The sequence below is a fragment of the Desulfuromonas sp. DDH964 genome, assembly GCF_001611275.1.
Classification (GTDB): domain Bacteria; phylum Desulfobacterota; class Desulfuromonadia; order Desulfuromonadales; family DDH964; genus DDH964.
The window spans coordinates 922525-940743 of the sequence record NZ_CP015080.1; the positions used below are offsets into that span (position 1 = coordinate 922525).

Annotated in this window: 13 protein-coding genes and 1 riboswitch; of the genes, 6 read left to right on the forward strand and 7 right to left on the reverse strand. The window is 62.1% G+C overall.

Features of this window, described 5'->3' with window-relative positions:
- Positions 1–38: 38 nt before the first annotated feature.
- The 6 genes from DBW_RS04115 to DBW_RS04140 all read right to left on the reverse strand — a co-directional run bounded on the left by DBW_RS04115 (position 39) and on the right by DBW_RS04140 (position 6917).
- Positions 39–659, reverse strand: a complete 621-nt coding sequence (locus tag DBW_RS04115; protein WP_066724627.1) for a TorD/DmsD family molecular chaperone — start codon at positions 657–659, stop codon at positions 39–41.
- 16 nt (positions 660–675) lie between these two features.
- Positions 676–1821, reverse strand: coding sequence for an NrfD/PsrC family molybdoenzyme membrane anchor subunit (gene nrfD / locus DBW_RS04120; RefSeq protein WP_066724633.1), 1146 nt, complete (start codon positions 1819–1821; stop codon positions 676–678).
- A gap of 10 nt (positions 1822–1831) precedes the next feature.
- Positions 1832–2386, reverse strand: a complete 555-nt coding sequence (locus tag DBW_RS04125) for a 4Fe-4S dicluster domain-containing protein (RefSeq protein ID WP_066724636.1) — start codon at positions 2384–2386, stop codon at positions 1832–1834.
- A gap of 28 nt (positions 2387–2414) precedes the next feature.
- Positions 2415–4616, reverse strand: a complete 2202-nt coding sequence (locus tag DBW_RS04130) for a molybdopterin-dependent oxidoreductase (RefSeq protein ID WP_066724639.1) — start codon at positions 4614–4616, stop codon at positions 2415–2417.
- Between the two features lie 101 nt (positions 4617–4717).
- A complete protein-coding gene (locus DBW_RS04135) occupies positions 4718–6427 on the reverse strand; it encodes a DUF3373 domain-containing protein (protein ID WP_066724641.1) in 1710 nt (569 codons plus the stop codon).
- A 163-nt stretch (positions 6428–6590) separates the two neighbouring features.
- On the reverse strand, positions 6591–6917 hold the full coding sequence (locus tag DBW_RS04140; protein WP_082820172.1) for a c-type cytochrome: 327 nt from the start codon (positions 6915–6917) through the stop codon (positions 6591–6593).
- A gap of 539 nt (positions 6918–7456) precedes the next feature.
- On the opposite strand from DBW_RS04140, the gene ettA reads away from it, so the two are divergent.
- From ettA to DBW_RS04165, 6 genes are all read left to right on the forward strand, one after another.
- Complete coding sequence (gene ettA, locus DBW_RS04145; protein WP_066724644.1) at positions 7457–9130, forward strand: energy-dependent translational throttle protein EttA; 1674 nt, start codon at positions 7457–7459, stop codon at positions 9128–9130.
- A gap of 173 nt (positions 9131–9303) precedes the next feature.
- A complete protein-coding gene (locus DBW_RS04150) occupies positions 9304–11688 on the forward strand; it encodes a putative bifunctional diguanylate cyclase/phosphodiesterase (protein WP_066724647.1) in 2385 nt (794 codons plus the stop codon).
- Between the two features lie 94 nt (positions 11689–11782).
- The gene (locus DBW_RS04155; RefSeq protein ID WP_066724650.1) at positions 11783–12697 is read left to right on the forward strand and encodes a hypothetical protein; all 915 of its coding nucleotides are present in this window, start codon (positions 11783–11785) and stop codon (positions 12695–12697) included.
- A gap of 345 nt (positions 12698–13042) precedes the next feature.
- Positions 13043–13384, forward strand: a complete 342-nt coding sequence (locus DBW_RS04160) for a hypothetical protein (RefSeq protein WP_066724653.1) — start codon at positions 13043–13045, stop codon at positions 13382–13384.
- Between the two features lie 29 nt (positions 13385–13413).
- On the forward strand, positions 13414–13698 hold the full coding sequence (locus DBW_RS18395; protein WP_157471745.1) for a hypothetical protein: 285 nt from the start codon (positions 13414–13416) through the stop codon (positions 13696–13698).
- 135 nt (positions 13699–13833) lie between these two features.
- A riboswitch (cyclic di-GMP riboswitch) is annotated at positions 13834–13908 on the forward strand.
- Between the two features lie 114 nt (positions 13909–14022).
- Entirely contained in the window at positions 14023–14442 is a 420-nt protein-coding gene (locus DBW_RS04165; protein WP_066724656.1) for a response regulator, read from the forward strand.
- 83 nt (positions 14443–14525) lie between these two features.
- Here the strand turns inward: DBW_RS04165 and DBW_RS04170 are convergent, their stop codons facing one another.
- Complete coding sequence (locus DBW_RS04170) at positions 14526–18068, reverse strand: DUF748 domain-containing protein (protein WP_066724658.1); 3543 nt, start codon at positions 18066–18068, stop codon at positions 14526–14528.
- Positions 18069–18219: the final 151 nt, after the last annotated feature.

Here is an 18219-nt window from a genome sequence, read left to right on the forward strand (position 1 = left end):
GTCGGTCCATTAACGGGCGTTCTGCCAGGTCCTCGGGGTTATTCCGGGGCGATCTTTGTCAGCCATTCCTGTTCAGTGGCACAAAAACAGGCCAGTCGGGCAGCAGCCCAGGCATAGACGGGGTGGGCTGAGGGTTCTGCCGCAATGCGGCCGCAGAATTCAGGAATCCAGGGTGCAAACAGGCGCTGAAAAAAACGGGCCTGCCGGATCACGGCAGATTGAGCAGCCTGCAGGTCACGGCGTTCGAACCCCTGCTCTTCCTTGCCGACCAGAAAATAAAGGAATTCAAGCTCGGTAGCGAGAAAGTCGGCGGGTTCGGTGGAACTCTGTTCAAAGACTAAACCTGCAGCCTGGTAGGCCTGGGCGACTTCCCCGGTCGAGGGGCCATGCAGCTGTTCGCCGGCATCGAGATAGACCGATCCGTAGGGCGGGGCCGGAACCCCGCCGCGACGGTTGATGAAGAGATCGGTAAAGGCGACCTGCAAGGCTTCAAGGTCATTCTCTCCGGCCAGCTTCGGCAGCTGGGCATCCTGATCCAGCAGCTGCGCCGGCTGGAGCAACTGGCCGGAAACCAGTTGCTCCAGTATAACCCGGTCGGGATAACTGAACAGGGTGCTGAACATGGCGTAGAGCTGTCGACGCTGGCTGACATGAAGCATTTTGCCGGTCCTCTATCTAGTGGCGGTGTCCGCCCTCGAGGTCAAAGAACTTTTCCGCCATAGTGTAAAGGAAGAGGCAGGTCGCAAGCGCCCCGACGACAATGGCGATCTCTGCAACGGACGGCACGTAGCTGAGCAGGCTTGGGCTCCCTTCCGCTTCGCGCATCGGAACCATCTGCCCGGCGATGACCAGGTCGTAGCGCATGAAGAAGATGCCGATCGTCGAGAGCAGTGAGGCAAGCATGACCCCGAAGACGGTACGGGTTCGGCGGTTGGCGACGATCGCCAGCGGGATCAGGATGCCGAGCGCCATTTCAAAGAACCAGAAGTTGAAGGCGAGCGGACCGGTCAACAGCGCCATAGTCGCTTCGTACTTCTCCGGCGGCTGGCCGTAAAGCCCCGGGATCAACTTCCAGATCACGAAGAAGAGGAGGATGCCGAGGAACAAGGCCTGGAGCTTGCCCATGGTGTACATGAACTCTTTGTACTGGGGAGAGAGGTCGATGTGTCGGGCCTTGTGATTGAAATAGACGATCAGGGCGGTCAGCGCCGCACCCGAAGCGAGCGCAGAGACGATAAAGTAGATCGGCAGAAACGATCCGTACCAGAAATGACGCGCCTCGAGCAGACCGAAGACCGCACCGAGGTTGGAATGGGCGGTGATGGCGGCAAAGAAACCGGCCAGGCCGGAGATAAAGGCGGTGCGGGTCCAGCCCCGCATCAGCGAGGTGAACTCGACGATCAGGCAGCACATGTAAAAGCCGTAAAGAGTCCCCATCCACCAGATCGGCGATTGAAAATTGGGACTGATGATGGCGTAGAGCGCGAGCCGCAGCGGATGGTTGAGCTCCATGGCGATGGTGCCGAAGCCGGTCAGCAGCGTCAGGATCGCGACCAGGTGGCCGCGGCGGCCGATCACCGTGAACTTTTCGAAGCCCCAGACATCGCCGAGGCTCGAAACCAGGCAGAGCCCGGTACTGGAGACGACGAAAAAGACATAGGTGGCAATGAGAATCCCCCAGGGGATTTCCCGGGTCAGGTTGTAGACCTCGCCGTGCCCTTTGATCAGGACGGTGACGACGGCAGCGGCTCCCGCTATCATTCCTGCGCCGAGCAGGGCGAACCAGAGCAACTCGCCGGGCCGTTTGGCTATCGTAGGCATGAGGTTCTCCTTAAATGATATAGAAGAGGTACGGCTTGGTCCCCATCTCCGGCTTCATGACCCGGGTCGGGTATTTGGCCAACAGGCGGGAGACTTCGCTGCCGGGGTCGTTGAGGTCGCCGAAGACCCGAACCTTGGTTGGGCAGGTTTCGACGCAGGCCGGAATCTGCCCCTGGTAAACCCGGTGGCTGCAAAAGGTGCACTTGTCGACTGCCTCGGTCTCCTCGTTGTAATAACGGGCATTGTAGGGGCAGGCGGTCATGCAGTACTTGCAGCCGATGCATTTTTTGACTTCGACGAAGACGATGCCGTCCGGGTTGACGCCGGTGGCCCGGGTCGGGCAGACCCGATTGCAGGGGGTGTTGGCGCACTGCATACACTGGCCCGGGGCGAAGTTCTGGCCGAGGTTGGGGTAGCTTCCGCGCAGCGGCTCCTCGGTGACCCAGTTGCGATAGTTGTCACGCCCGAGGGGGACGCTGTTTTCCGCCTTGCAGGCCACCGTGCAGGCCTTGCAGTCGATGCAGCGCCGGGTGTCGAGCACGATGGCGAAGCGTTTGTTCTTCATGGTCGCGACTCCTTCTCCTTGGCTCCGATCAGGCCGGCAGGATTTCGACGAAAGTTTCATGCATGGCGACGTTGCCCGAGATCGGACAGGTCTTCTCCTCGATCAGGGCGGCGTCACAGCCCCCCTTGCCGTAGATATTGCTGAGGCCGCGAGAGAGGACGCCAAACCCGTGGGCCATGTAGACGGTGTCGGGGCGGATCTTCTCGGTGACCTCCAGCGGCAGCTGTTCTTCGCCGACGCCGCTGCGCACCTTGACCAGCTGTCCGTTCTTCAGTCCGAGGCGGTCTGCTTCCCGGGGATGGAGCCAGAGGGTGTTGACCGGCATGAGGTCGTGCAGGTAAGGGTTGTTGGCGGTGGTGCCGTGGGTGAAGTAGGCATGGCGCCCCACCACCAGCCGGTAGCGCCCCCCGGGAGCCGCAGCCGGCGCCTGGTAGACCGGCAGCGGGTCAAGGCCGTTCTCGGCATAGCGCTCCGAATAGATCTCGACCTTGCCGCTTGGCGTCTTCAGTCTCTGGCCGCGGGTAGAACCGTAGACCGGTTCCCCCTCGATGAAGTAGACCCCGGTTTTTTTCAGGTCGGTGAGGATCTGCGGGTTGTGGCTTACCATATGCTCGATGTGCTTTTCCATGGTGAAGTCGAACTGCTCGTAGACCTCGTCGCCGAGGCGCTTGGCAAGCTGCTGCATGATCCAGAGGTTCGGCTTGCTCTCGAAGAGGGGCTCGATGGCCGGCTGGCGGAAGGCGACCACCGGCACCAGGCCGGAAAGTACCTCGGGCGGATCGAGCCGTTCGAGATAGGTCGCTTCGGGGAGGACGACGTCCGAGAACCAGGCGGTGTCGCTCATGGTGATGTCGATGGTGCAGATAAAATCCATCTGCTCCATCATCTTCAGGGTCTTGGCGCGGTTCGGCACCGAGGAGACGACATTCTGCTTGTAGATCATCATCCCCTTCACCGGGTAGGGCTTCCCTTCCAGGACCCGGTCGCGGAAGATCGGCCAGGAGCCGTCTTTTTCGGAGAGAAAGGCGACACTCCCCTTGTCGAGCCGGTCGGGGATATCGTCGTACCAGGGGGCGAGGTAGTCGTGGGAACGCAGCTTGATGCCGCGGTTCGGCACCATGCCCCCCTTGACGTCCCAGTTGCCGACCACGGCGTTGAGGATCGCCATCGCCCGGCGCATCTGGGTGTCGTTGGCGAAGAAGGAGGAGCGCCGCCCCTGGTAGTAGACCGCTTTCGGCGCTGCCGCGGCGAATTCGCGGGCGATGCGGCGGATGGTAGCGGCGGGGATGTCGCACTCGGCCTCTGCCCATTCGGGGGTGTAGGGCTGGATATGGGGGAGGAGCTTGTCAAAACCGACGGTGCGCTCGGCGACGAAGCTCTTGTCGTAGCGCTCCTCAAAGACGATGACGTTGAGCATCGCCAGGATGAAGGCCATGTCGGTCCCCGGCTTGATCGCCAGCCACTCGTCGGCCTTGGCGGCGGTCTTGGTGAAGCGCGGGTCGAGGTAGACCAGCTTGCGCTTGCCGCCGTCCCCCTTGAGCAGGTCGATGGAGTCGGGGGTGATCAGCGCCTCGCTGCGGTTGGCGCCGCTCATGATGATGTAGTCGGCATTCAGGACGTCCGGCGTCGGGCTGGTGCCGTAAGTGGCGCCGAATCCCTGCAGGTTGGAAGACAGGCAGAGGGTGGGGTGGCGCAGGGTGTTGGGCGAGCCGTAGCACTCGGCCAGCTGCAGGAAGAAGTGCTCCTGGAAGGTCCCTTCGGTGGAGGCGAACATCATCCCGGCGCGGCTGTACTTCTCCGCGATCTCGTTCATGTTCTTCACCACCAGGTCGAGGGCCTCCTCCCAGCTCGCCCGCCGCCATTTCCCTTCGCCCCGGGCGCCGACCCGGATCAGGGGATACTTGAGGCGATCGGGATCGTAAGTGACCTTCACCCCCGAGTTGCCGCGGGCGCAGAGCATGCCGCGGCTCTTGATGAACTGAGGGTTGGGGTCGAGCTTGTGAATTACCCCGTCCTTCACCCGGGCAATGACGCCGCACTTGTTGACGCACATGCCGCAGCTGGTGAAGACATCCTTGGTCACCATGGCGGTCGGGGGTGCGATCTGGCCGGTCTCGGCCAGGGCCCGCAGTACCTTGACCTGCGAGCCGACGGCAACCCCGGCCAGGGCACAGGAGGAGAGTCCCAGGAAACGCCGGCGGTTCAGTTTCTTATCGAACAGACTGGACACGTTCAGGCTCCTTTTCCAATTATTAACATATCTGAATATATGTTCCGGAAAAGTGGGGAGAGAAGCGCTGCTTCTCTCCCCGTGACAAGGCGCCGGGTTCTTTAGAAGCGCACGGTCAGGCTGGCATAGCCGTCCCAGGCGGTATCGACCGCCGGCAGCATCGAAAAGGCGGTGCCGTTCTGCACATCTCCGATCTTGTGCGGCGCGCCAACCGGGGAGCCGCTGCCGGTGTACTGGTAGTCGTAGTAGAGACCGCCGAGCTTGATGAACATGTTGGGGTTGACGTCGAAGATGTAGTAAGCCTCGCCGACGTGGCCGCGGGTGGCAAGCTTGCTGCCGATCATGTCATCCTGGGCCTGGGTGAAGGGGGTCCAGAACTTGGAGCCGTAGTTGTACTCGAGGCCGATCTTGCCGAGGGGCGCCGGGACCTGGAGACCGACATAGATGCCGTAACCCTCTTCCTTGTCGCTGGCGGTACCGCGGGCAGGGGTCATGATGATTTCAGTGTTGGTCGTATTCAATTCCGCCTGGAAAATGGCATCGGAGTTCATGCCGCCGAACATGCCGGCCTTGCCGTTGGAATCGGTCTGGGTGGCGGCGAGGGAGGCGAACCAGTTGATGCCGTTCATCTCCTCGCGGCTGAAACCGATGGCGGCGAGGTTGATGTCGCCGATGACGGTGCTCGGCTGAACGCGGGTGACGAAGTTGAAGTTGGGGAACTTCTGCAGATCCGAGTAGAGGGTCGGCGCGAAGAGGGCGGCAAACTGGTTGGGGAAGGCGATCACCCCCTTGAAGCCGTCATTGACATCCATCGCCCGGAACATGGTGAACTGCAGGAAGTTGGTGCCGTCATTGAGGACATCGAGGTTGATGCCGCCGAGGTGGGTGTCCTTGGTGTTGACCGAGTTGTCGTTGAAGAGCTCACCGTTCCCCCACTCGGACTCGAAACCCTGGCCGTAGCAGAAGCGGATGGTCTGGCCTTCGATACCGGTCAGGTCGCTGAGATGGTAGCCGACGGTGATGCCATCGAAGTTGAAGTTGACGAGGTGGCCGGTCGGGGTGCCGCCGCGCATTTCGTTCTCGCGGTACTGGGTCGGCGGTCCGTAGGTCGAAGGGCGGCGCCCGATGGAGAGGTAGGCGTTGCTGCCGCCGATGTTACTCCAGTCGAAGTAGGCGCGCTCGACCCGCAGCCAGTCGCCGCTGGTGCTGCCGCTGTCGGTGCCGTCCATGGTGTAGGAGTTCCAGGAGTCGAAGACCTTGGAGCCGGTCGAGTCGCCCCAGTTCTTGTACATGGTAAGGCGGCCGCTGAAGTTGACGTTATCGTAGACCTTCGCCTTCATGTTGAGGCGCAGGCGGGTGGTGTAGAGGATGTCATTGTTGATGTCGCTGGTTTTCGGGGCCGGGGCCATGGCGTAAGGCTGGACTCCGGAGAGAAGTCCCATGCCGAAAGCCGTGGCCAAGGAAGGATTGGCCGCCATCATTTTGGCGATAGGCGAGTTCGGGTCAGCGGGGTCGCCGAATGTGCCACTCATGGCATCGGCGACGAATTGGTCAAAGTCAACCAGAACCCCGGGATAGAAGGTCACATCCTGGTAGTGCAGGGTGTCGGCCTTGGTGCGGAAGTCGCCGCTGAACTGGATGCGGTCGAGGGCGGTGTGTTTCTCGTTCTTGTCAATCCGCTTGGAGAGTTCCTCGAGTTCCTGGGTCAGATCCTTGACCTTGAGCTGCAGATCCTCGAGCGAGTCGGCCGCCAGGACGGTGGCAGGGGCCATCAGCAGGATGGCCAGCATCAGGGCGAACAGTTTGCGCATCTCTTGCCTCCTTGAGAAGACGGCCGGCAGGGTGCGGGCCTTTCCGTTCCGACCTCACCGCCCCCGCTTTGGGGGGCTGGCGGGCCGGAATGACGGTACGATACCTGCCGGTCGCGGGGTTTGTGCTCCCGGAAAATTCCGATCGATCGGCGCCGCCGGCAGATCAGCCGCAGGTCTGGGGCTGGGGCGAGTCGGCGGCGTGGTCGAAGAGGAACTGCTGGATGTCCTTGAGGTCTTTCTCGGAGAGCCCCTTGAACCCTTCGGGGTTCTTCTCGTGCTTGTCCTTGTCGAAAAAGCGGTCCCACTGGGCCTGGGTTTTGGCGAGGGGGGTCAGATCGCCGCCGCTGGCACCTTCAGAGTGGCAGCTCTTGCAGTTTTTCTTGAAGAGGTACTTCCCCTTCTTGGGGTTGCCACCTTCGGCGGCGAACACGCTGGTGGTCGCGAAGGCGACCAGGAGCATGCCGATGATCAGTTTTTGCAGGTTTTTCATGGTGTTACCTCCGTTGTCTGGTTGTCCGGCGTCAATAGATCCATATTTCCTAATATTTGAAATTCACAATCCATGCCGAAGTGTCTCGTGTCCGCCCGGGGCCCGCCTGGATGGATATTTTTACCCAATGATTGAATTCTGCAACTCTTCCTGAGAAACGCCTAATGGCGAAGCTTGTCCCGATTACTCCGTCAATTGCCCAATTTCTTCTTTCCGGTCCCACGTTGGCCGCAAAAAATCACCTGATCTGTAGGAGTCCTCGGACCCTGCCGGGCGGTGGGAGCCCCGGCCCACTGCGCAAAAATCTGACCAAACATTGGGAAATAGGATTATTCGGAATTTAGCATATAAAAAATTCATGTCAAGAAAATAATTAGGGGTCACTAACCACAATCACCTTACCGCCGATGCCAAGGCTGGCTCACGTACTCTAGCGCATTGGCCTTTCTCCTTGGCAGCGGCAGCGGAATCGGGTTAAGATTCTCGCCCCGACGGCAGCGACCGCGGCAGAAATCCGTTCCCCCTGGAGGCAAGGATCTATGAGCACCGACACCACCAAAGTGATCTACTCGATGATGCGGGTCAGCAAGTTTTACGACAAGAAGCCGGTCATCAAGGACATCTCTCTCTCCTATTTCTACGGCGCCAAGATCGGGGTACTCGGCCTCAACGGTTCGGGCAAGAGTACCCTGCTGCGCATCATGGCCGGCGTCGACAAGCAGTTCAACGGGCAGGCGGTTCTTTCCCCCGGCTACAGCGTCGGCTTCCTCGAACAGGAACCCCTGGTCGCCGTCGTCAAAACCGTCCGCCAGGTGGTGGAGGAAGGGGTACAGGAGACCGTCGACCTTCTGGCCGAGTTCGAGGCGATCAACGCCGCCTTCGCCGACCCCGACGCCGACATGGAAAAACTCTGCGACCGCCAGGCCCAGGTCCAGGAGAAGCTCGATCACCTCGATGCCTGGGATCTCGACGCGCGCCTGGAGATGGCGATGGACGCCCTGCGCTGCCCTCCGGGCGATACCCGGGTTGCCGTCCTCTCCGGCGGCGAGCGGCGCCGCGTCGCTCTCTGCCGGCTGCTGCTGCAAAAGCCGGACATCCTGCTCCTCGACGAGCCGACCAACCACCTCGACGCCGAGAGTGTCGCCTGGCTCGAACAGCATCTGCAGCAGTATGCGGGGACCGTCATCGCCGTCACCCATGACCGCTATTTTCTCGACAATGTCGCCGGCTGGATTCTCGAGCTCGACCGTGGTGAAGGGATCCCCTGGAAGGGAAACTATTCCTCCTGGCTGGAGCAGAAGCAGGAACGGCTGCGGCGCGAGGAGAAGGCCGAGAGCGGCCGGCAGAAGACCCTGGAGCGCGAACTGGAATGGATTCGCATGTCGCCCAAGGGGCGCCATGCCAAGAGCCAGGCCCGGATCAGCGCCTACGAAAAACTCCTTGCCGAGGAGGCCGACAAGGGCGCCCGCGAGCTGGAACTCTACATTCCGCCGGGACCGCGCCTCGGTAACCTGGTGATCGAGGCGAAGGGGGTCAGCAAGGCTTATGGCGACCAGCTGCTGGTGGAGCAGATGGATTTTTCCCTCCCCCCCGGCGGCATCGTCGGCGTCATCGGACCCAACGGCGCCGGCAAGACCACCCTGTTTCGCATGATCACCGGCCAGGAGCAGCCCGATGCCGGGACCATCCGCCTCGGCGAGACGGTGAAACTCGCCTACGTCGACCAGAGCCGGGAGCTCGACCCGAACAAGACCATCTGGGAGGAAGTCACCGGTGGCCAGGAGCAGCTGCAGCTCGGCAAGCAGCTGGTCAACTCGCGCGGCTACGTCGCCCGCTTCAATTTCTCCGGGGCGGACCAGCAGAAGAAGGTCGGCATGCTCTCGGGAGGGGAGCGAAATCGCGTACACCTGGCGAAAATGCTGAAGGAGGGGGCCAACGTCATTCTCCTTGACGAACCGACCAACGATCTCGATGTCAATACCATGCGCGCCCTCGAAGAAGGCCTGGAGAACTTCGGTGGCTGCGCCGTGGTGATCAGCCATGATCGCTGGTTTCTCGACCGCATTGCCACCCACATCCTCGCCTTCGAGGGGGAGAGCAAGGTGGTCTGGTTTGCGGGGAATTACAGCGAATACGAAGAGGACCGTAAAAAACGGCTCGGCGCCGAGGCCGACCGGCCGCACCGTATCAAGTATCGCCAGCTGACCCGTTAGCCTCCAACCGAAATACTGCAACTCTATGAGGTCGTATACCGGCAGCCAATTGGCTGCCGGTTCTGATTTTGCATATCTGTTCAGGCGTTGGAACTTTTTGCAGGGGGGATATTGCCGGTGACCCCTTTCCCCGGGGCGACCGTTCGTGTGGAACAAGTCCTGCGAGGTAAGGAATGGAAAACGAATTGGCCGAGGCCGGTTCCTGGGCCGATGGGCTCGATGGCCTGAAAGCCGGGACGAGGGCCCGGTCCACCACTGGCCGGGAAAACACCCCCAAGTTTACCGATCGCTACGGCCGCACCCGGCTGGTGGCCAGGGCCCGCTGGCTGCTGCTGATCCTCTTCGGCATCTACGCCGCCTTTGCCGCCAGCACCTATTCCCTCAGCCGCTACGGTTTCTTCCTCTCCCATGCCCAGGTGGTCTTTCTCTGCAGCACCGTCCTGGTGGTGCTTGCTTATAATGCCGCCTGCCACAGTATCCCGGAACGGGTTGCCCGTATTGCCGCCTTTGAACAGGTCCAGATTCTGCTTGACCTGCTGCTGGTGACGGTCCTGATCCATTTCAGTGGCGGCGGCGCCAGCTGGTTCTGGCCGGTCTACCTGGTGGTGACCATCGAGGCCGCGGTTTTGCTCGAGCGCCGGGAGGATGTCTGGTTTCTCGGCAGCCTCGGCGGTTTCTTCTTCGGTGCCCTGCTCGTTGCCACCTACTTCAGCCTGATTCCCGCGGTCAGCATGCCCTTCGTCGACCCGGGTCTGCACCACGACGCCCTCTATCTCGGCCTGATCTGGTTCTGGGTCAGTCTCCTCAACGCCACCGTGGCGGTGGTCGCCGCTTTTCTGATGGGGGTCATCCGCAAGGAGAACGCGTCGCTGCAGCAGAGCGAATCTAGGCTGGTCGATTTTCTCGAGTCGGCCAACGACCTGATTTTCAGCTTCACCCCCGAGGGGCGTTTTCTCTTTGCCAACCGGGCCTGGCTGCGGGCCACCGGTTACAGCAGGGACGAGCTGGCGACCCTGCGGGTCCGCGACGTCTTGCATCGCGACTGTATCGGCAAGTGCCTGGTCGAGTTTCAAAAAGCCCTCTCCGGTGACCGCGGCAACGCCATCGAGGGGCAACTGGTCGCCAAGGTCGGGCGCCTGGTCGATGTCGAAGGGAGCGTCTCCTGCAGTTTCCAGGACGCCCGGCCGACAGCCCTGTGGGGGATCTGCCGCGATATCTCCGAGCGCAAGCTGGCCCAGAACCAGCTCTACCACATGGCGCATCACGACATGCTCACCGGTCTGCCGAACCGTACCTTCTTCCTCGACCGCCTGCACCATGCCCTCGCCCTGGCCAAGCGCGGCAAGTACCCGTTGGCGGTCCTCTTTCTCGACCTCGACCGTTTCAAGATTATCAACGACACTCTCGGGCACGCGGTGGGGGACAAGCTCTTGCAGGAGGTCGCCCGGCGGTTGCAGGTGAACGTGCGCGAGTCGGACACCGTCGCCCGCCTCGGCGGCGACGAGTTCACCGTCATACTCGGCCAGCTCCAGGAGGCGGACGATACCGAGCGGGTCGCCGCCAAGATTCTCAAGGCCCTCGCCCAGCCGCTGCATATCGATGGCCACGAGCTCTACGTGACGACCAGTATCGGCATTGCCCGTTATCCCGGCGACGCCGAAGACCCGCCCAGCCTGGTGAAAAAAGCCGACCTCGCCATGTACAGTGCCAAGGCCGGCGGGCGCAACACCTGCAAGTTCTACGAGCCAAGCATGGACGCCGACGCCGACCGCCGCCTGATCATGGAGAACGGCCTGCGCAAGGCCCTGGAACGGGAGGAGTTCCGGGTCCACTACCAGCCGAAGGTGGCGATGGACAGTGGCCGCGTCACCGCCCTGGAGGCGCTGCTGCGCTGGGAGCACCCAACTCTCGGGCTCCTCCCCCCCGGGGAGTTCATCTCCCTCGCCGAGGAGACCGGTCTGATCGTACCGATCGGCGAGTGGGTGCTTCGCACCGCCTGCACGCAGAACCGCCGCTGGCAGGAGCAGGGGTTGCCCCCGGTCCGCGTCGCCGTCAACCTCTCCGGCTACCAGCTGCAGCAGAAGAACCTGCCGCAGGTCGTCGCCCGGATCCTTGACGAGACCCGGCTGCCGCCCGCCTTCCTCGAGCTCGAGGTCACCGAGACGGTTATCATGCAGAATCCCGACTTCGCGGCCCAGCTTCTCGCCGAGCTGCGCCGACTCGGCGTCCATCTCTCCATCGACGACTTCGGCACTGGCTACTCCTCCCTCGCCCACCTCAAGCGCTTTGCCGTCAACACCCTGAAGATCGACAAGTCTTTTGTCCGCGATGTCGCCGACAATCCGACCGATGCCGCCATCACCGCGGCGATCATCGCCATGGGCAGGAGTCTCAACCTGTCGGTGATCGCCGAAGGGGTCGAGACCGAGAACCAGTTCCGCTTCCTGCGCGGTGAGGCGTGCCACGAAATGCAGGGCTACCTCTTCAGTCGCCCCCTTGCCGCCGAGAGGATTGCGGAACTCTTGGCGAGTGAAGACTCTTCCTGGCTCCCAGGCTGACCCGCGACCGACCGGCGGCTTGACATCAGGGGTGAAGGGCGCTATTTAAACCACAGGCTATTCGCTGGAAAGCAGGCCGGGGAGGGGGAGGGGCATGAAACAGCAGACCAAAAATCGAATCGGGCGCGGGTACAGCAGCTACCGGAGGGTAGTGCCAGTCCTGAGCGCCCTTTTTCTCCTCATTCTGCCGTCGACGGCGCTCAGTTCCGAGAGCAGCGCGGCAGCGCCGGTAGCCCAAGTCTTCCAGAAGCTGATCAGCGTCGCTGATCTCGACCCTTCGCCGGAAACGATGACGCGGCAAAAGGTTCACCTCGGCCAGGAGTTGACCGAGCTCTGGCAGCAGGAAGAACGCCGGACTATCCTGCGCAACAAAATAGTCGAGGCGGTTGTCAGCGCCTTTGCCGAGGAGCAACAAGTCGAGGCCCGGGATGAGGAAATTGCAGCCTACCTCGATTATCTGCGCTGGCTACTGCAGACCCGCCTGACGATTCTGACTCGTGAAAGCGCGGCGCTTACCGCCGAGCTCGAGCAGGCCAAACCGGGGGGGAAAGATGAAAAATGGCTGCAATTGCGGCTCGAAAGACTCAATTCCCTGATCGCCTGGTTCAGCCAGGAAACGACGGACACCAAGAGCGCCGAGCTCAACCCGGCGCGGACGGCGATGCCGCAGACGTCGGAAGCCCGTGCCGGGGTCAAACGCTGGAAGCTCGACAAGGCCCTCTATGACCGTTTCGGCGGCGAAGTTGTCTGCAACGGCTCCCGCCTGGTTCCGGTCGGCGCTCTTCGCGCCCTGCTTGAGGAGCGCCTGAACAGCCTGGACGTGGTCATTCTTGACCCGGTCTATCTTGACCTCTTCGACGACTACCGTCCGCCGCTCCAGCCGGGCGCCTTTCCGGTCACCCACCGTCAGGCCGCCACCTACTACGCCGACCCCTGGTGGGTCCGGGCCAAGGAACTCGATCTTTTTCCGGAGCTGCCACCGCGGCCCGCTCCGACCGCCGACGAATAGTTTCTCCCCCAACCCAGCCTATCCGGGTCGGGAATCGAATCCCGGCCGGCCAGGGTCGCATCAGCCAGGAGTCTGCGTCATGAGCGGTCGATTTGCGCTCCCTGCCTGCATCGGCACCCGTTCCAAGGGCTTCGGGAATCTCTTCGCCGCCGGTTTCTACCTGTGGCAACAGACAGCAACCGGCAGGATCCCCCGCTCCATCAGCAGCCGCGACCGATCACACCTCGCCTTTGCCGGCCTCCGGGGCCGTTGGGACGGGGAGGGCGCCCCCTCGTTTCCTGTGCCATCCTCACCAAATACAGGTCTCTGTTTTTCCCTCGAAAATAACCAGGAAGGAAGGACTCCTTGACCTTTGCCGCCATTGTTTTCATCTCTCTCGTCCTGCAGTGCACTGCCGTATATTTTTCTTTCCGGCTCATCCCCCTTACGGGCCATACCCGAGCCTGGTTACTCCTCTCGTTGGGAATAGGCACCATGGCTGCCCGTCGCTTCATTACTCTGGTGACATTATTGTCGGGCCCAGCGGTACACTTCGGGTCAGTGGATTATCTTTTTGAAATTATAGGTGTTTTTGGTTCTGCAATGATGGTTGGCGGCGTGATTGCAATAAGACCCCTTTTTTTAATCTCAGGTGGGTCGAATTCCCCGAAGCTTGCTTCGATGAAAGCGATCAATCTAAACTTTTGATACCCCGTAGCTTGCTGCGGGGAGATTCATTGATCATAAATGCGGGGAAAAAACAGCAAGCTTTAGCTGAGAGTCTTCAGGAGGCCTTGGCCAACGTCAAAATCTTAAAAAAGTTGCTGCCTATTTGCGCCAATTGTAAAAAAATACGTGATGACAGCGGGTACTGGCACCAGATTGAAACTTACATATCAAACAATTCCGGCACCCTGTTCTCACATGGGCTATGTCCGGACTGTGGTGTAAAATTGTATCCGGATTTTAACGAAAAAATCCAGAACGGCATTGCCGGAAAACAGCAAGCCCCCCCAGATTGAGGAGGCTTGAAAATGAGGACAGAACAATAGGTTGGTGCGGCCAGGTTACTCTCCCGTTTGCCGCGGCGCAGAAATGGGAGTGCAGAAATGGGATGGACAACCTGATCTGGTTTCGGTAATGTATACGACATTATTCTCCGATACTGGCAAAACCGGCGCGAGCCGGTGACGCAAAGCTGCGGGTCCCACGGGGACAGCCGGGTTGCCGAAGAGAGTTGAGCTGCTGCAGGCACTGAGACGCTCGTCTTCGGATTTTCTGGAGGCGGGCGTTTGCCGTTGGGCGGCAATGGTTTCGCCCCTGTACTGTGGGGAGGGATGTTGGCGATGGGGTTGCGAATCCTGATTTTTGAACGGGAACCAAGCTTGCGGGAACTGTTGAATGTCGTCCTCACCGGGGCGGGGTATCAGGTTCAGACTTTCGCTGATCCTTCCGCCTGTCCCCTCTTTCATCGGCGGGATGACGAGGAAGCCTGCTGCGCCAGCAAAGTCCCCTGCGCTGATGCTTTGCTGAGCGATCTCGACCTGCCGCATATCAGCGCCCTCGATTTCCTGAAACTGCAACGCCTGCGCGGGTGCAAGGCCCTTGACGCCAACAAGGCGATAATGGGTGCCAGTCTGACCGTGGAACTGCAGCGGGAAATAGCTGAGTTTGGCGGAGCGTATATCAAGAAGCCGTTTCATCTGGCGGAGATCCTGGCCTGGGCCGAAGGATGTGCCCAGCGGTTGGCCGCGCAAGAGAGCTAAACGTCGACACGCCTCGGCCCTGGGCCGGAACCGGTTTTAACCTTTTCCCCTTTAAACATCCCGCCCGCGCTTCACCTCCCCATTCAGTTGAGCGAAAGTCCGAACTCGACCCGGCTCGCCGCCTCCCCGGCCTTGGCCGGCGGCTGTTCGATGGGCGCGTTCTTCAGGAAGAGACGCGGCCCAATCTCGCTACCCTGCTGTTGCAGGTAGGTCTGCACCGCCTCTGCACGCGCGCTGGCCAGTTCCTGGAGCTGCTGCGGACCGGCCGGAATATTGGCGAGCAACAGTTTTTCCATTTCCGCTACCGGCAAATCCTTTTCAAATCCCAAAAAGTTGCGCGGTTTTGGGAACTTGGCCTGTTTATAGACCTGGCGCAGCAGCCGCGGGTACTCCTCGCGGCCAATTTCGATCGCTCCTGCTGGGGACGGTTCCTTCCCTGCGCCAGCAAGTTCACGCCGCTTGAACGCAATCAGCCGCTGCTGTAACTGCAGTTGCCGGTACCCTTCGGGGTCCTGATCGGGATCGACAAACCCGCTGATTTCCAGCTTCAGGGCCGGTCGCTGCTGCAACGCCTGGGCAAGTTTGGCCAGCTTTTCCTGGGCGGCGGCCGTGAGGGCGGCGCTCCCGAAGGGGAACGTGACCTGGCTGAAGTCACCGTCGGCGCCGCCGCCGAGCATCGCCGCGAGGAGCGAGAAGGGGGCGGTGGCAGCCTTGACCAGCAGATTCTTGACGATGGTGAAGAGGGTGCTCCAGATCTGGAACTGGGGGTCGTCGGTGCGGCCGGAGACCGGAAGGTCGAGGTGAATTTCCCCGTTGCGGTCCTTGAGCAGGGCGACCGCCAGGCGCACCGGCAGCGACGTCGCCGCGTCGCTCGCCACGGCATCGCCGAAGCTGAACTGGTCGAGGAAAAGCTGGTTGCTGGCCGTCACCTGGTGGTCTTCGATGTGGTAATCGAGGTTGAGAAAGAGCTTCCCCTTGGCGATGACGTAACCGAGATAGGTGCCGGCGTAAGGGGTGGCCGGCACCAGGTCGATGTTGCTAAAGGTCACCTTGAGGTCGAGGTAGAGACTGTCGCGGAAGGGATCGATGGAACCGCTGATCTGTAGTGGCGAACGATTCTCCAGCTCGCCGCGCAGATCGACGGCAGCCGGGGCCTTGGCGTCGCTGGCCAGGCCGGTGATGCGGCCGCCGAGGCGGTACATGGTGGTGGCGAAAAATTCCGGCAGGTGGTGGTCGGTGAAGGTGAGGGTACCGTCCTGCAGGGTCACTCTGGTGATCTGCACCCGGGGCGATGGGGCGGGTTCTGGCGCCGCTGCCGGCAGTGTCGTGGCTGGAGCCTCCGCTGCAGCCGCGTTGGCGACGCTGGCGAGATTGACGCGGCCGTCCTTGGTGACCAGGACCTGGGCCTGGTAGTTGTTGAGAGCGACGCCGGCGATCTCGACCTGCAGCGGCTGGAGATCGACCCGGAGACCGTCGAGCTGCAGGCTCTCCCAGGCAAGGAGCGGTTCATGCGCGAGGGGATCGTGCAGGGCAAGGCGGCGGATACCGGCCGCGCCGGAGATGGTTCCGCCGAGGCCCGTTTCCTTCTGCCGCAGGTGGTACTGAAGATGGCTGTCGAGGCGGCCGTCGACGAAGTCGACCTTGACCAGCGCCGGGAACCAGGGGCTGAGGTCCGGCAGCGGCAGGTGCGCGATCTGCAGGGTGCCGTTGACGGCGAGGGGCGTATGGACCAGCTCTCCGGCCAGGTTGAGCTCTCCCTTGCCGAGGCGGAAACCGAGCTGGTAGGGACTCTTACCCGCCTGCGGCAGGGTCAGGTTGGCGATGGAGGCGTGCAAATCTTCGAGCTCCAGCACCCCTTCCCGCGGCAGGGTGGCGTCGCGGAACTGCACCCGCGAACCAGCGAGCGCCACCCGCCCTAGCGTCACCTGCCAGGGGGGCGATTCCGGGTCGGTGGTGGCCGCCGGAACAGGCGCCGGGGCTGCTGGCTGCGGTCGCAGCAGGTCGAAAGGAGTGAGATGGCCATCGGCCTGGCGCGAGGCGACCAGTTCCGCCTGCTCCAGGTCCAGGTCGGCAAAGCCGGTGGTGCGTGTGGCGAGATCGAAATGCCCCCCGGCCAGGGCGAGGCTTGATAGGGCGAAATGATCGCCGCCACCGAAGGGGGCGTCAACTCCGGCAAGAGTTGCCGTCACCCCGCGCAATTGCAGCTGGTTCGGTTGCGGACCGTAGTCGACCTCCCCGGCGGTCCCGAAGCGGCCGGAAACCGGGGCGGTGAGGCGGTCGGCAAGGTAGGGGTAGTAGGGGGCGAGAGGAAGATCCTCCAGTTTGAACTCGGCCCTGGCGGCCAGGGGTATGAGACCGGCGGTGCCGGAAATGGCGAGCCGTAGCCGCCGTTCGGTTTCGAGGCCGAAGCTGAAATCGCCCCGGTCATCGGCAAGGTTGGAGAAGTCGTGGCCGAGGAGGTTGATCTCACGGATTTCTTCGCTGAAGCCGCCGGGGGGGAGTGCGTCGCGGAAATGTACCTTGCCGAGGCGCAGCCGCAGCGTTTCGATCGCCACCCGCAGTTCGGGGGCGGCGGTGGCCGGTGCAGCAGCGTCAGCCATCTCCCCCGTCCGTTGCGGCAGCAGGCGTTCGAAGTTCCACTCTCCGGTCCGGTTTCGGTCGAGGTAGAGCTCGGGGCTGTAGATCGAAAGCTCCCGCAGGGCGAGCTGGCGCTCGGCGAGGTCGATAAAATCGATGTCGGCGCTCAGCAGCGGCAGGGTGAAGCAGCGCGTCCCATCGGGGAAGTCGAGGTTGAGGCCGCTGAGGACGACGCTGCCGTTGAGGAGGAGTTGCGGCGTCTTGGCCGCGCTGAGCCGATATGAGGCTTCGATGTCGAGGGCGAGGCGACCGGTGGCGACGGTCAACGGGAGCGGTACCGGAGAGTAGCGGGCGTAGTGGGCAAGATCGAGATCCTGCAGCTTGAGCGCCAGGGTCGTCTCTTCGGACTCGCTAAAGGGCTTGCTGCGTCCTTCGGCGCGCAGCGGCGAGTCGTCGAAGCGCAGGCTGAGCGCCGGCTCGACATAACGGTCGGCGAGGTAAGGGACATTGCCGATCACCGGAACGCTCAAATCGAACTGGCGGATGGTATGGCGGCCGCCGTCTTCCCGGGTCAGGTCGGCGAGGTCGACAGAGCCGGCGCGGACCACCAGGTTGTTGATGGAAAAGCGCAGCGGCTCAGCGGCGGGGACGGGCGGTGCTGCCGGGTCGTTGGCGGGGATGAGATCGGAGAAGTTAAAGCGCTCCGGTCCGGTGCGCTGCAGCAGCAGGTAGGGCTGGTCGAGTTCGACGGCGTCGAGGATCAGCGCCCGTTCGAGCAGAGAGCGGCTGCTCAGCGAAACCAGCAGGCGCTGACAGGAGAAAAAACTCTGCTCGCTGCCGGGTTCCTTGAGATCGAGGTCGCGGATGGTCAGGGTCAGGGTCAGGGGGTTGACGCCGATGGCGCCGATGCTCAGACTGCGCCCGGTCTGGTCGGCGACCCAGGCGCTGGCGCGGCTGCGCAGCTGGCCAGGCAAAAACAGGGTGATCGCCAGCAGGAGGAGGACGACCAGGATGGCAAGGCTGGCGACGATTTTCTTCCAGCGGGACATGGGAGCCTTTCGGTGGGCGGAATCACTTTTACAGATTATAGCCAACCGGTGGGCTTTTTCAGCCGGGAATCAGGGCGCCGGCCCTGATTCTTTCAGAGCCGGCGCCAGGTAGGGGAGCCCGTCTGCTACTCCCTGCAGGACCGAGTGGATG